This window comes from Erythrobacter sp. S43 (assembly GCF_057364955.1).
Genome location: NZ_CP200285.1, coordinates 1 through 14,955, shown reverse-complemented (window position 1 = coordinate 14,955; position 14,955 = coordinate 1). Strand labels below are relative to the sequence as shown.

Sequence of the window (14,955 nt, the reverse complement as noted above, 5' to 3'; positions counted from 1 at the left end):
GGGCGGTTCGGCACATGAGCGATATCTTCGACGAACTGCGCATCGCGCTCTACTCAATCTGGCACCGGCGTTGGCTGGCGCTTGCGATTGCCTGGGGCATTTGTGTGCTGGGGTGGCTGGTCGTTGCCATGATCCCCAATTCCTACGAATCCAAGGCGCGCATCTATGTGGATGTGCAGGATGTTCTTTCCGAACAGCTGAAGATTGCTGGCGATGGCGAGGAAGAGATCATGCGTGTTCGCCAAACCTTGGCGAGCGCTAAGAACCTTGAGAAAGTCATCACCTCTACAAAGCTTGGCGAAAACATCACCGAGCGCACGCAGCTTGAAAGCGCAATCGCTGCTTTGGAAGAGAAGGTGCAGGTCACCAGCGAGCAGGATAACCTTTTCGAGATCACTGCGACCGTTTCCAAAGGTGGTCTGAGCGATGCCGAGAACGCGGTTCTCGCGCGTAACGTGGTTCAAAAGCTGCTCGACATCTTCCGTGAAGAGCACATTTCAGGCAACCGCGCGGACATCAACAAGGCGATTTCCGAGCTCGACGAGCAGTTGGCCGAGCGCAAGAAAGAGCTGGAGGCTGCCGAAAAGCGCCGCATCGATTTCGAGACCGAAAATCCGGATCTGGTTGGTGGCACCGAGACCCTTCTTGGACGTCTCGAGGCTGCTCGTGCAGAAATGCGCGGCATCGAAGCCGATCTTGCGGCCGCTGAAGGCTCGCTCGCTTCAGTCAACGCCCAGATCGCAACCACGCCGCAACGCATTGCTGACACCCGAGCTGGAGCACCGAGCGGACCGCGCGCTGCTTTGTCGCAGGCGCAATCGCAATTGGCGGGTCTTCGCTCGCGTGGTTTGAAAGAAAACCACCCGGACGTGCAGGCGGCGGTCAAGCAGATCGCTCTTCTTGAGCGTCAGGTTGCGGTGGCTGGTCCGGAATCCGAGAACACCATTCCCAACCCGGCCTATTCCTCGCTGATCGCGATCAAAGCCGATCGTCAGGCGTCGGTGGAAGCATTGCTCGCGCGCCGCGCTGGCCTTCAATCGTCGCTGTCTTCACTGATGGCAAGTCAGGCGAGTGAACCAGCCGTTGCGGCCGAAGCCAACAGCATCAGCCGCGACTATGACGTGCTGCGCGACAACTATGAAAAGCTGCTTCAGGACCGCGAAGCGATCCGCACGCGCGGTGAAGTAGACGACAATTCGAGCCAGTTCCGCTTCGATCTTATCGATCCGCCAGTGGTGCCTCAGAAGCCTGCTGCGCCCAACCGTCCGCTGTTGCTACTCGGCGTGCTCTTCGTGGGCCTTGCGGGCGGTGTAGGAGGCGCATGGGGCATGAGCCAGTTGCGCTCGACATACGCCACACCGCAGCGCCTTGAACGCAGTCTTGATCTGCCGGTCATCGGCTCGATCTCGCTTACCATTTCGCAGGCTGCCAAGGCACTGGAACGCCGCCGCCTTAAACAATTTGCCGGAGCCACTGCTGGGCTGTTCGGCGTCTTCGTCATCCTTCTAGCGATCGAGTTTGTCTCGATCGGGTCGGTTGCGTGACGGGGCAGGGATCAAAACGATGACCGAACATAGCAAAATCAAAAGCGCGAAAAGCCCACAGGGCAAGCCAAAGCGCGGGTCGATCTTCGAGCGCGCTGACGCGGCATTCGGACTGGAAAAGCTCAAGGCTGCGGCCATGCCGACGCGGCTGCCGGAAGTCGAAGAGCGGGTTTCGCGCACTGTGCGCCGTAAGCCAGAGGCTACGCAAATGCGCGCGGCACCGGTTGCGCCGTCTGCTCGCAAGCCTGAACCCGAAGTAGCGCAACGCCGCTTTTCCGAGCGCCGCGTTGCCCTGAATGGTCCCTATGTTGAGATCAGCCGCGAAGTTCTGCGTGAAGAAGGTCTGATCGTCCCGGAAGATTCCGTAAGCGGTCTTCTTGAAGAATTCCGCATCGTTAAGCGTGAACTGCTTGCTGATGCCCGTGCCAGTGATGAAGAGGCTGCGCGCCGCATTTTGGTGTGCTCGCCACATCCGGGTGAGGGCAAGACCTACTGCGCTGTCAATCTGGCAATTGCATTGGCGGCGGAGCGCGACATCGAGGTCGTCCTCGTTGATGCTGACATGCTTAACCCTTCGGTACCGAGTCGTCTTGGTTTCGAAACCGATCAAGGGTTCATGGATTGCCTTGCGGACGACCGGCTTCGCCCCGAAGATCTGGTTATCTCGACCGATATTGAGGGACTGTTTGTCCTTCCGGCCGGTCGCCGCAATGCGCGTGCGGCCGAATACCTCGCCAGCAACCGCACCGCGGAGGTGCTGGACCGCCTGACCAACGGCGCACCAAATCGATTTATTATCTTCGACACCCCACCAGCACTGGCTGCATCCCCCGCTGCTGAACTGGCCGCTCATGTCGGTCAATCCATGTTGGTGGTTCGTGCCGATCAAACCAACCGCGCAGCATTGGAAGATGCGCAGCAGCTTTTGTCGGCATGTCCAGACATCAAACTGCTGCTCAACGCTGCCCGGTTCAGCCCGTCGGGTCGCCAGTTCGGCGATTACGGCGCCACGGAGCAATAATCATGCGCCATTTCCCCAAACTTGCCATGACCGGACTTATCGCTGCGGTCGCCGCTTCACCTGCCATCGCGCAGGAGGAAGAAGGCCGCACCACGACGGTTCAGCCGTATATCGAGGTCAATCAGATCCTCTCTGCCGAGCTGACGCCCGGCGATGATGTCGTGACCTTCACCCAGATTGCGACCGGTGTGGATGTGAACACACAGGGCCGCAACTCCGGCGCTTCCGTCTCGATCCGTTACGAGCGCAACATCGGCTATGGTGACGATGTCGACACCAACACGATCAGCGGTGTCGCACGCGGTTCGCTCGGCCTGGGTCGTGGCGCTTCGTTTGAAGCGGGCGCGCTAGCTAGCCGCACACGTGTGGATGGCGGTGCCGGTGTTTCGAACAACCCGCTTTCTGCTGAAGATGCAGAAAGCCGCCTATACAGCGTCTTTGCCGGACCCAGCGTGAACACGCAGGTTGGCGCGGTGAATGTCGCCGGTGTGGCTCAGGTGGGTTACAACCGCTTTGAAACCGATAATGCGCTGCTCGATCAAAACGGCGACCCCGTTGACGTGTTTGACGATAGCGTGAGCTACACGGGCCAAGTCCGTGCCGGCACTCAGGCGGGTGATGTCCTGCCTGTCGGCATCGGTGCTACCGTGGGTGCGTATCAGGAAGATATCAGCAACCTCGATCAGCGCATTCGCGATGTTTACGCGCGTGCCGATGTGACCGTGCCGCTGACCGACAATTTCGCAGTTGTTGGCGGTGTTGGTTACGAAGACGTTGAGGTGTCCAGCCGCGATGTTCTTCGCGACATCAACGGTGATCCAGTGCTCGACAACACCGGTCGCTTCGTGACCGACGAAAGCGCGCCGCGCCAAATCGCCTTTGATGTCGATGGTATCATTTGGGATGTTGGTGTAACTTGGAACCCCAGTTCGCGGACTTCGCTGTCTGCTACGGTGGGGCGTCGTTACGACTCGACCACGTATTACGGCAGCTTCGCCTATGCTCCGGACAGCCGCAGCGCGCTGAACATCTCAGCTTATGACGGGCTGACCAGCTTTGGCGGTGCGCTCAACAATTCGCTTGTCGGCCTTGGCAGTGATTTTGAAGCCTTCCGTGACCCGCTTTCGGGCGATTTCACGGGTCTTGTAACCGGTGAAGAAGGCGCTGGTCTGACGAACTCAATCGGTTCGATCCGTTCGGCTACCTTCCGCAACCAAGGCGTTCGCGCCAGCTATCAGCGCCAGATCGGCCAAACCAACGCGGCAATCGCAGCGGGCTACGACCGCCGCGAATACATCGCTGCTGCGGGCACAATCCTTGAGGCGATCGATGGCATCGCGGACGAAAGCTACTACGTCCAAGGCGCATTGAGCCGCCCGGTTGGCCGCAGTGGCAGCCTTGCTGCGAACGCGTACGTCAATTGGTTCGAAAGCGGCATCGATGGCGGCGATCTGACTTCCTACGGTGCATCGGCCCAGTACACTCAGGCCATCACCAATAAGATCTCGGCCCGCGCTGCACTCGGCGTGGATTACATCGACAGCGAATTCACGGACGAAGACTTCGCTTTCGCAACAGCCCTGCTTGGCCTGCGCTACAACTTCTGACGGAGCCTTTGAGACCATGTACGAACAATTCTACGGCTTTCGTGGGCGCCCGTTTCAGCTGACCCCTGATCCGCAGTTCTACTTCGAGAGCGCGAGTCATCGCAAAGCGATGTCGTATCTCGGATACGGCCTCAATCAGGGTGAGGGCTTTATTGTCATCACCGGTGAGGTTGGTGCGGGTAAATCGACGCTGGTTGCCCATCTGATGGAGCGCGTTGATCCCGATCAGCTAACCGTGGCGCAGATTGTGACGTCGGCGCTGGATGGTGACGAGCTAATTCAACTGGTCGCGCAGAGCTTTGGCCTGGATGTTGAAGGCCATGACAAAGCGACTGCTTTGAGCGAGCTTGAGCTGTTCCTTCAGGAAGAAGCGCGCGAAGGTCGCCGCTGCTTGCTCGTTGTTGATGAGTGTCAGAACCTTGAATTCACTGCACTTGAAGAGCTTCGCATGCTCTCGAACTTCCAGCTGGGTTCGCACCCTTTGCTGCAAAGCCTGCTCCTAGGTCAGCCGGAATTCCGTCGCACTGTTGCGCATCACCCCGATCTGGAGCAGCTGCGTCAGCGGATTATCGCATCGCATCACCTCGAAGCGCTCGATGCGAACGAGGTCGAGGACTACATCCAGCACCGCCTTTCGTATGTCGGTTGGGATGGCCGTCCGCAGTTTGGCGAAGGTTTGCTTGAGGGACTTGTTGAGCACACCGGCGGCATTCCGCGGCGTGTGAACCAGGTGATGAACCGTCTGCTTCTGCTTGGCGCGATTGAAGAAAGCGAAACGCTTTCGGTTGAAATGCTGAGCGCCGTTATTGCTGAAATGTCTTCTGACCGTGAACGCGGCTCGAGCAAAGACGCCGGCCCATTGAGCATTGAGCCTCAGGCTCAGCCAGTTGCAGCAGCGCCTGCAACCGAGAGCGATATCGATGCCGTTCCTGCCACTGAAGTGGCGGCTCTGCTTGCCCAACGCGACGCACGCACGGCCGAACTGGAGGCAGCGATCAATGAACTGCAAGCGGTCAGCGCTTCAGCAGGCGCCGCCGCAGGGAATAGCGGGCCTGATGCTTCTGCAGAGGTGAACGACACATTGGTGCGCCTGGAACAGCGTCTTGAAGAGCAGGAGCAAAGCTTCCGTCATGTTCTGGCGATGCTGATCGAGTGGCTTGAGGAAGATCCGTCGCGCGAGGCCGCCTGATATGTCGGCAAGTGATGCCCCTGAGATCGTCAACGGCCTGTCCGTTGATGTTGAAGACTATTTCCAGGTCGGCGCGTTCGAGAATGTAATCGACCGCGCCGATTGGGATCTCGCACAAGACCCGTGTGGAAAGCAATGTCGACCGGATCATCAATCTGTTCGGTGCTGCAGGGGTGCGCGCGACCTTCTTCACACTGGGGTGGGTGGCGGAGCGTCATCCTGCATTGATCCGCCGTATTGCTGATGCCGGCCACGAGATTGCCAGCCACGGATATGACCACGCGCGAGTCTTCACCTTCAATCAGAAGCAGTTTGGCGAGGACATCCGCAAGGCGCAGCAGCTGCTTGAGGATTGTTCTGGTCAAAAGGTGACCGGATACCGCGCGCCCAGCTTCTCGATCGATCAGCGCACGCCGTGGGCCTATGATGAGCTAATCGCGCAAGGATATAACTACTCCTCCAGCGTCGCGCCCGTCACTCACGATCACTATGGCTGGCCAGAGGCGCCACGTTTTGCGTTCAAGCCTGTAACGGGTGCTGACTTGGTCGAAGTGCCGGTGACTACAGCAATGCTGGGTGGTCGGCGCGTTGCAGCAGGTGGGGGTGGTTTCTTCCGCGTGCTGCCCTATGCGTTTTCCCGCTGGGCCATCCGTCAGGTCAATGCGCGCGAAGAACGTCCCGCGGTGTTCTATCTCCATCCGTGGGAGATCGATCCCGATCAACCGCGTGTGCCCGGTGCGCCGCTCCGCTCTAAGCTGCGCCACTACACCAATTTAGACAAGATGGCGGCGAAGCTGACCGATCTGGTCGGTGAGTTCTCTTGGGACCGGATGGACATCGTCGTTGAGCGCGAAGCCAAACGGTTGGTCCCGTTCGAAACGTCTCCTGCGATCAAGGAGATGGCCGCGTGAATGCTCCCGTCCATGCAGGTCAGGTTGTTTCTTCCGTCGACTTTCGCGACACCGCGCAGGTTGAGCGGATCGAGGCATTCGTGGCCGAGATGGATGCAAGTCTGTTCCATCGGCCTGCATGGCTGATCGCCGTAGAGCGCGGAGCCGGCCAACAGGCTGGTGGCCTGATCGTAGAGCAAATGGGTGTGATTACCGGTTGGCTACCACTTACGCATGCTCGCTCGCTTCTTTTCCCGCCCGCGTTGGTTTCCAGCGGCTTTGGTGTAGGTGGCGGTATTTGCGCCGAAAACGAAGGGGCTATGGATGCTCTTGCCCGCGCGGTTGAGAAACTCGCGGTTCAGCACAGCTATTCCAGCGTCGAATTGCGTGGTGGTGCAGTGCCGAATGGTTGGCGCAGCTGGGATGACAAGCACTGTAACTTCGAGCGTGATCTGGCTGCCGATGATGAGTCAGAGCTGCTTGCTATCCCGCGCAAGGCCCGTGCTGAAGTGCGCAAGGGCCTGAAATTCGAGCTTCCGGTCAAGGTGGGACGTAGCGCAGATGATCTTGCCGCGCATTACTCCGTCTACAGCGAGAGCGTGCGCAACCTGGGCACTCCTGTGTTCCCGAAGAAGCTGTTTGCGGAGATGCTCGAAGCGTTTCCGGACAGCAGCGATATCCTGACCGTCTTCAAGGATGACCAGCCTATCGCCAGCGTGCTGTCATTCTATCACAACGGTGCGGTCATGCCTTTCTGGGGCGGGGGAACTTTTGCCGCGCGTGGCGCTCGTGCGAACGAGCTGATGTATTACGAGCTGATGCTCCACGCCCGCAGACGCGGAATGAAACGCTTCGACTTCGGTCGCTCCAAGACTGGCAGCGGGCCGTTCAATTTTAAGAAGAACTGGGGATTTGAGCCCAAACCGCTGACCTATTGCGAATGGACTGCACCGGGTGCCGAAGCGCGCGATGTTGATCCGACGAGCGAGCAATACAGCCGCAAGATCGATCTTTGGAAAAAGCTTCCACTGCCGTTGGCCAACACAATCGGCCCGTTCATTGCGCGCGGTCTCGCATAAGGGGCGGACAATGGGCGATATCCTCTTCCTTGCGCACCGCGTGCCATTTCCGCCCAATCGCGGTGACAAGATCCGTGCGCACCATCTGTTGCAAAAGCTGGCGAAGTTGGGACGGGTGCATGTCGGCTGTTTTGCCGAAAATGATGAAGACCGCAGCGGCAAGGTGGAGCTTGAGGCGCTGGCCGCTAGCCACGCGATCATCGACCGCAAGAAACCGCTGGTTCTAGCGGGGGTTGAGGCGATGCTCGCGGGCAAACCAGTAAGCCTGACTGCGTTTCACAGCACCCGTCTCGAAGCATGGGTGCGCGAGATGCTTGAGAAGAAGGCGATCGATACAATCGTGATCTTCTCGGGTCAGATGGGCCAATACGTTCCTGACAATTTCCGCGGACGCGTGATCGTCGATCTGTGCGATGTCGATAGCGCCAAATTTGAAAACTACGCCGAGGCGGGTGAGCGTGTGTGGCTGAACTCGCGCGAGGGTCGTATTCTGGCCCGTGAAGAAGAACGGCTCGCCCGGCGTGCTGACGCGACTATCTTGATCAGCGACGCGGAAGCAGCTTTGTTTCGCAAGCGTCTGCAATTCCCGTCGATGACGAATGTACAGGTCATCGGCAACGGCATCGATGCCGCGTTATTTGATCCAGCAAAGGTCAAACCGCATGCCGAACTGTCCGCCACCGATGGCCCGCATTTCGTCTTCACCGGACAGATGGATTACCGCCCAAATGAGCAGGCGGCGCTGTGGGTGATAGATGAAGTCATGCCTCGTGTGCTTGCGCGTTTTCCGGATGCGGTGTTCCATATTGTGGGACGCAATCCGACGGCGGTTCTCAAAGAGCATGATGGCGCGAACGGAATCAAGGTTTGGGGTGAAGTGCCAGACGTGCGGCCCTTCATTGCGGCGGCGACCTGCGTTCTTGCGCCGCTGCTGATTGCGAGAGGCGTGCAGAACAAAGTGCTCGAAGCCATGGCGATGGCGCGGCCGGTCCTGCTTACTCAGCATGCAGCGACCGGCATCGATGCTGTAGATGGCGAGCATTGGCTGGTCAGCGATCCTGATCCGCAGGCCCTGGTTGGTCGGTTTGAAAACCTGTGGGTCGACAAAGATAAGGCTGAACAAATCGCAAAATCAGCTCGCGAATTTGTACTCGCCAATCACGCGTGGGACGCGATGTTGTCGCCCCTCGAACAGCTGATTTCGGGCGAGGGAGGGGCAACCCGCGATGCAGCCTGAAGCGATCATGAAACGATCGGGCATTGGCCCCTATCTGGAGCGAATTCCGGCCGACTGGCGCATGCCTTTGGCCGCATTGGCAGCCAGCGTGCTCGCATTGGTGCTGGTGACGCTGCGCGAGTGGGGCGAGATGTTTCACCAGTGGTGGGAGATCGATACGTACAACCATATCCTCCTGATCCCGTTCATCATCATCTGGTTGGTGGTGTTGCGCAGTGAAGAGGCTGCAAAGCTATCTCCGCGCGCGTGGCTGCCCGGGTTGGGGTTGGTGGCAGCCGGGCTTGGGCTTTGGCTGGTTGGAAGAGCGACCGACATCAACCTGATCGCGCACGCAGGGGCAGTTGGGGCGGTGCAGGGTGCCATTGTTGCGGTGCTCGGATTGCGCATAGCGCTCTTCTTCGCGCTGCCGCTGTGCTTCATCGCCTTTGCCGTGCCGTTTGGTGACGAGATCATTGAACCGCTGCAAATGATCACCGCCTCGATTGCGATCACACTCACTCACGCAAGCGGTGTCGCGGCGGTAGTTGACGGCATCTACATCGAAACGCCTGTTGGCCTGTTTATCGTCGCGGAGGCGTGTTCGGGCGTGAAATTCCTGATTGCGATGGTGACGCTGGCCGTGTTGGTCTGCTTCACGCGATTCAACAGCTGGACCCGCCGGGCGATGTTTATGGCAGCCTCAATCATCATCCCGATCCTCGCCAATGGCGTGCGCGCATGGGGCACGATCTATATTGCGCAGTTCCAGGGCGTCGAATTCGCCGCTGGCTTCGATCACATTTTCTACGGTTGGATATTCTTCGCTATCGTGGTTGCAGTGCTGCTCGCTGGGGCTTGGCGCTTCTTTGAGCGAGAGCCAGAGGACTATGGCTGGAGCGCTCAGACAATCGAAAACTGGGGTTGGGTCGCGCGTTTAGAGGGCAAGCCAGCACATTCAGGTCTCGCCTTTGCTTCTATTCTCGCGCTTGCAATCACAGGCGCAGTGCTCGCCGCGATTGTTGCGCCTGCGGCAATCGGCTAGGCCGCTGCCGAACTATGTGCGGGATAGCTGGGATCTTTCATGCCGAAACACCCAAGCCGGTTGATCCGGTGCGGGTTGAACGGATGTGCGATGCGATGGTGCATCGTGGCCCCGATGGTGCGGGCGTTTGGACTGCACCGGGCGTAGGGCTGGGGCATCGCCGCCTTTCGATCATCGATCTCGAAGGCTCACCGCAGCCCATGTTATCGGCGGATGGCAGAGCAGCCATTGTCTTCAATGGCGAGGTCTATAACTTTGCTGAACTCCGCCGTGAGTTGGAGGCAGGAGGCGCAAAGTTTCGCACCAATGGTGACACTGAGACCATCCTTGCCGCATGGCAGCGCTGGGGACCTGATTGCCTGAACCGCTTGGACGGCATGTTCGTCTTTGCACTCTATGATCTGGAAAAGCGCCAGCTGTTCCTCGCCCGCGACAGGTTCGGGGTGAAGCCCCTGTTTATGGCGCAGCTTTCAGATGGCGGCTTGGCCTTCGCATCGGAACTGAAAGGGCTGCTCGCGCACCCGCTGCTGCGCCGCCGCGTCAATCCGCAGGCGCTCGATGCCTATATGACATGGGGCTATGTGCCCGATACGCATTCAATCCTGCGCGGGGTGGAGAAGCTTCCCGCTGGACACTTCATGCTGTTGGAGCAGGGCAAGCTCGTGTCTGGGTCACGCCAGTGGTGGGATATAGATTTCACTTCGCGCGAGAAGGGCAGCGAAGGCGATTTGTCGGCGCACTTGGTCCACCTGATGCGTGAAGCAGTTCAATCGCGCATGGTTGCCGATGTGCCACTGGGCGCTTTCCTGTCCGGAGGTGTCGACTCATCGAGCGTAGTTGCGCTGATGAGCGAGGCCAGCAACGAGCCGGTGCGCACTTGTTCGATTGGTTTCGACGTCGAGGCCTTGGACGAAACAAGCTACGCGAAGCAGATCGCAGAGCAGTTCGGTACCGCGCATGAGGCGCGCACCGTAGGTCAGGACGATTTCGGCGAGATCGACCGATTGGCGGCTATGTTTGATGAGCCCTTTGCAGATGCCTCTGCATTGCCCACGTGGCGTGTGTGCCAGTTGGCGCGAGAGAAGGTGACGGTCGCTCTATCGGGTGATGGGGCAGACGAGGCCTTTGCCGGTTACCGTCGCCAAGTGTTTCATCACAACGAGGAGCGCGTGCGATCATTCCTTCCAGCAGGTCTGCGCGGACCGTTGTTCGGCGCATTGGGACGCATCTGGCCCAAGGCCGACTGGGCACCGCGTCCTTTGCGAGCCAAGGCCACTTTCCTCTCCCTAGCGGAAGGTGGGGAGGAGGGATACGCACGCGGCTTGTCCGTGATGACAGCTGACCAGCGTGCAGTACTGTATTCTGATGCGTTTACACGAGAGCTTGGGGCGCACCGTGCAGAGGACGAACTGATCGCGCTTATGCGCAATGCACCGGCGCGCAGTGGCCTTGATCGCGCGCAATATGCTGATCTCAAATTTTGGATGCCGGGAGACATTCTGACAAAGGTTGATCGGACCAGCATGGCGGTGTCTCTGGAAGCCCGCGAGCCGCTGCTTGATCATCGTCTGGTCGAGTTTGCTGCGCGCTTGCCGGAGAGTCAGCGGGTGAAGGGTTCGACCGGCAAGTATCTGCTCAAGAAGTGCATGGAGCGGTACCTCCCGAACGACATTCTGTATCGCCCGAAACAAGGATTCGTCACACCGATTGCACAGTGGTTGCGGGGCCCTCTTGCGCGAGATGCACGGGCGATCGCAAAAAGCTCGGCGCTTGGCCAAACGGGATTTTTCGATCCCAAAGCGCTGGAAAAGCTGGCCGAGACACATATTGCAGGTCAGTCGGATAACTCACGGATATTATGGCAACTTTTGATGCTAGATCGCTCATTAAGACAGCTCAAGGCGACAGCGTAACCTGTGTTACAAATTGGACGCACCTCGTTACAAATGACCTGATTTGGGACTCTGGCCGTCTCAAAACCTAAAATTTAGGTTTGCCTAATTTTGTGTGAACAGGCACTCTCCAATCACAAAACAAGCCAATAAGGCTTTTGGTTCAGCGTATTGATCCCCGAAAGCGCTGGACTCCGGGTCGCAGCGGAGAAGTAGTGCATGGATAGTGGGGTGAGCAAAGCAATACCTCTGACGAGTGATGATGAATTGCTCGCTGAAAGCAGTCTCTATGCTTCAATACCTCAGGGGCTATTCGCCCTGACGGAACTTGATGTCTTGTATGAAGACAACAATGCTTCTCTCTGGACTTTCATGAATCCCGAAGGGCGACCGAGTTTTACGCCTTCAATGTTGGAAGACTTTGAAGACTGGCAACGATTGATCGCCACAGGCTTCGGCCCTGATAAGGTTCCGTTGCGGTATCTGGTCCTTGGAAGCAGAAGCCCCGATGTGTTTTGCTATGGCGGCGACCTTGCGCTTTTCCAGAAACTGATCCGAGAAAAGAACCGCGAAGGCCTTGTAAACTACGGGCACCGTTGTTGCGCCATTCTCGATCGCAACATCCGCACGCTGGGTATTCCGATGTTGACGGTTGGCCTCGTCCAAGGCGCCGCGCTTGGTGGCGGATTCGAGGCTTTGCTTTCATTCGATTACATCATCGCAGAGCGCAACGCGACATTCGGACTGCCTGAAATCATGTTTGGCTTGTATCCTGGCATGGGGGCGCACGCGCTATTGTCACGTAAGCTGGGCAGTGCGATGGCCAACCGGATTATCACGTCCAATGAGACCTACACTGCTGAGCAGATGTACGATCTGGGTATTGTGCATCAACTCGCGGAGCCGGGAGAAGGCGTGAATGACGTTCGCGACTTCATCAAGAAGTCGGAGCGTCGCCATGCCGGCTTGGTAGGATCGCGTAAGGCGACCAAGGAAGTTTGGCAGTTAGAGCTCGCTGAACTGAATCGCATCACCGAGCTTTGGGCAGACGCTGCGCTCAAGCTGCGCGAGCAGGATTTGAAGGTGATGAGCCGTCTCGTCGCCGCACAGGCTCGCGTAGCAGAGCGAACAGCTGCACCCGCAGCGGCCTAACCTTCTTCTCCGTGACCTAGCGCCAAGTATTCGTCGCTTTGCATCTCGTTCAGGCGGCTTGCCGTTCGAGCAAACTCGAACGCGCCATCTCCTTTGACGTAAAGATCATCCGGCTTTGCGGCTGCGGTGGCGAACAGCTTCACGCGGTTTTCATAGAGTGCGTCGATAAGCTTCGTGAACCGGATCGCTTCGTTGCGATTGGCGGGACTCATTTTCGGGATTCCGACGACGATGACCGTGTGATACTCCCTAGCGATGGCAAGGTAATCCGCAGCGCCTCGGTTTTCTGCGCAAAGACGTTTGAAGCTGAACACGCCCACACCCTTTAGGGCCTTGGGCACATGCATCCTCCGACCTCCGCCAAGGTCTAGTTCGCCGCTCGGCACGTTCGCCGCATCTTCCGGGGCGAAGTCGGTCAGGCGGAAGAATGCCTCACGCACTTTCTCGGTCGCTGCGTCGCTCAAGGGCGTGTGCCAAGTGGACAGCCCACCGATGCGATCAAGCCGGTAGTCTGTCGGACCATTAAGCTCGACTACATCCATCTCTTTCTCGACAAGCTCGATGAAGGGGATGAAGAGCGAGCGGTTGATGCCGTGCTTGTAGAGGTCACGGGGAGGGCGGTTTGAGGTAGTGACGATCACAACACCGCTATCCATCAGATGGGTGAAGAACCGTCCCATAATTGCTGCATCGGCGGTGTTGTTCACCACCATCTCGTCAAAGGCGAGGCAGCTCAGATCTTCGGACATTTTCAACGCGATACGTAGAAGGGGATGCTCTCGGCCTTCTTTGCGTTGCTCTGTGATCAACGCGTCAACTTCGAGCATGAATGCATGAAAGTGGACCCTTCGCTTCTTCTCGAGCTCAAGCGTCTCGACGAACATGTCCATGAGCATGGATTTCCCACGACCAACGCCGCCCCACATGTAGACGCCGCGCGGGTCGGGTGTGCTTGCAGCAGTGCTGGTGAGCCTTTGAAACCAATTGCGCTTCGGCGGGTCCCAATTCTCCAACTCATCCTGCAGCAGCTGCAATCGTTCGGCCGCCGCGCGCTGCGCCGGATCGGCCTTCAACTGGCCATCGGCGATCAGCGCCTCATACCGCGCCAGCATTCCACCCATCAGGCGTCCTTACGCGGCACAAACTTGCGGATGATTCCGCTGAACGCAGCGACGACATCATTATCCTGAACAACCTCACCGCGCACAAAGACGAGCTTTCCCGTCTCGCGCACGATCTCTGTGACGGCGTCGAGAGGACGTTTTGGATCACCGCCTCCAACAAACTGAGTCGATAACTCCAATGTCACAGACGGCCCAGCGTTGCCCGTGCCTACCACATGCATGGTGGTGAACATCGAGATGTCGATCAGGCCAAGCGTGACTGCCCCGTGGATGATGCCTTGCAGGTTCTCGTGCTTGCGCTCCGGAAACATGCGGAGGCGGCATTTGCCACCTTCGGCCCGCGTGATGAGTTTCCCCATCACCGCGGTGTTGAACAGCGTTTCGTCTTTCAGGTTCCAATGATGCCAACCCGGATTGTCCGGATCAGGCAGATGGTCAAAAACGTCGTCGGTCAAAGCCACCTTTTAGATCGCGCGTTCGGCCATCATCTTCTTGGTCTCGGCAATGGCTTTTGCCGGGCTGAGACCTTTGGGGCAGACATTCGCGCAGTTCATGATCGTGTGGCAGCGATAGAGGCGGAACGGATCTTCGAGCTGGTCAAGACGTTCGCCTGTCATCTCGTCGCGGCTGTCCGCCAGCCAGCGATAGGCTTGCAGCAAAATCGCTGGGCCAAGAAACTTGTCACTGTTCCACCAATAGCTCGGGCACGACGTCGAGCAGCACGCGCACAGGATGCACTCATACAGGCCATCCAGCTGCTCGCGCTGTTCAGGCGATTGCAGCCGCTCTTTGCCCGATGGCGTGGTCGAAACGGTTTGCAGCCAAGGACGAATGCTAGCGTACTGCGCATAGAAATGCGTGAAGTCAGGAACGAGATCTTTGATGACTTCCATATGCGGCAGCGGCGTAATGCGGACTTCGCCCTTCAGATCTTCGATCGAGGTGGTGCAGGCGAGACCATTCTTCCCGTTCATGTTCATCGCGCACGAACCGCAGATACCTTCGCGGCACGAACGGCGGAACGTCAGCGTCGGATCAACCTCGTTCTTGATCTTGAACAGCGCATCCAGAACCATCGGGCCACACTCATCGAGGTCGATCTCGAACTTGTCGTAGCGCGGGTTCTCGCCCGTATCGGGATCGTAGCGATAGACCTTGAACTTCTTGACCCGGCCGCCCGATGCAGTGTGGGTCTTGCC

At 58.3% G+C, this 14,955-nt stretch carries 12 protein-coding genes and 1 pseudogene; 10 read left to right on the top strand and 3 right to left on the bottom strand.

The features are described 5' to 3' along the window. Window positions 1–14: 14 nt before the first annotated feature. The 10 genes and pseudogenes from AC0V6K_RS00065 (at window position 15) to AC0V6K_RS00020 (ending at window position 12,632) form a co-directional block, all read left to right on the top strand. Window positions 15–1,544: an XrtA system polysaccharide chain length determinant gene (locus AC0V6K_RS00065; protein ID WP_472623565.1), complete on the top strand. Its 1,530-nt coding sequence runs from the start codon at window positions 15–17 to the stop codon at window positions 1,542–1,544. A 19-nt stretch (window positions 1,545–1,563) separates the two neighbouring features. Beyond that, the gene (locus AC0V6K_RS00060) at window positions 1,564–2,565 is read left to right on the top strand and encodes an AAA family ATPase (protein WP_472623563.1); all 1,002 of its coding nucleotides are present in this window, start codon (window positions 1,564–1,566) and stop codon (window positions 2,563–2,565) included. A 2-nt stretch (window positions 2,566–2,567) separates the two neighbouring features. Continuing rightward, window positions 2,568–4,172 carry a TonB-dependent receptor gene (locus tag AC0V6K_RS00055; RefSeq protein WP_486172515.1) on the top strand — a complete coding sequence of 535 codons (1,605 nt, stop codon included), beginning with the start codon at window positions 2,568–2,570 and terminating at the stop codon, window positions 4,170–4,172. A gap of 16 nt (window positions 4,173–4,188) precedes the next feature. Beyond that, window positions 4,189–5,361, top strand: coding sequence for an XrtA/PEP-CTERM system-associated ATPase (locus AC0V6K_RS00050; protein ID WP_472623559.1), 1,173 nt, complete (start codon window positions 4,189–4,191; stop codon window positions 5,359–5,361). A gap of 1 nt (window position 5,362) precedes the next feature. Continuing rightward, window positions 5,363–6,272, top strand: a pseudogene (locus AC0V6K_RS00045) (XrtA system polysaccharide deacetylase). Then, complete coding sequence (locus AC0V6K_RS00040; RefSeq protein ID WP_472623557.1) at window positions 6,269–7,330, top strand: FemAB family XrtA/PEP-CTERM system-associated protein; 1,062 nt, start codon at window positions 6,269–6,271, stop codon at window positions 7,328–7,330. The pseudogene AC0V6K_RS00045 and the gene AC0V6K_RS00040 overlap by 4 nt, the downstream one beginning before the upstream one ends. A 10-nt stretch (window positions 7,331–7,340) precedes the next feature. Further along, a complete protein-coding gene (locus tag AC0V6K_RS00035) occupies window positions 7,341–8,567 on the top strand; it encodes a TIGR03087 family PEP-CTERM/XrtA system glycosyltransferase (protein WP_472623555.1) in 1,227 nt (408 codons plus the stop codon). Beyond that, entirely contained in the window at window positions 8,557–9,588 is a 1,032-nt protein-coding gene (gene xrtA, locus AC0V6K_RS00030; protein WP_472623553.1) for an exosortase A, read from the top strand. Before AC0V6K_RS00035 ends, xrtA begins: the two co-directional genes overlap by 11 nt. 14 nt (window positions 9,589–9,602) lie before the next feature. After that, window positions 9,603–11,501, top strand: coding sequence for an XrtA/PEP-CTERM system amidotransferase (locus AC0V6K_RS00025; protein WP_472623551.1), 1,899 nt, complete (start codon window positions 9,603–9,605; stop codon window positions 11,499–11,501). Window positions 11,502–11,747: 246 nt separating this feature from the next. Next, complete coding sequence (locus AC0V6K_RS00020) at window positions 11,748–12,632, top strand: crotonase/enoyl-CoA hydratase family protein (protein ID WP_472626171.1); 885 nt, start codon at window positions 11,748–11,750, stop codon at window positions 12,630–12,632. On the opposite strand, the gene zapE is transcribed toward AC0V6K_RS00020, so the two are convergent. From zapE to AC0V6K_RS00005, 3 genes are all read right to left on the bottom strand, one after another. After that, window positions 12,629–13,753 carry a cell division protein ZapE gene (zapE, locus tag AC0V6K_RS00015; RefSeq protein WP_472623549.1) on the bottom strand — a complete coding sequence of 375 codons (1,125 nt, stop codon included), beginning with the start codon at window positions 13,751–13,753 and terminating at the stop codon, window positions 12,629–12,631. The genes AC0V6K_RS00020 and zapE overlap by 4 nt on opposite strands. Next, window positions 13,753–14,217: a PaaI family thioesterase gene (locus AC0V6K_RS00010; protein WP_472623547.1), complete on the bottom strand. Its 465-nt coding sequence runs from the start codon at window positions 14,215–14,217 to the stop codon at window positions 13,753–13,755. The genes zapE and AC0V6K_RS00010 overlap by 1 nt, the downstream gene beginning before the upstream one ends. 3 nt (window positions 14,218–14,220) lie before the next feature. After that, window positions 14,221–14,955 (bottom strand): succinate dehydrogenase iron-sulfur subunit (locus AC0V6K_RS00005; protein ID WP_486172514.1); only part of this gene is annotated, 735 nt, incomplete at its 5' end.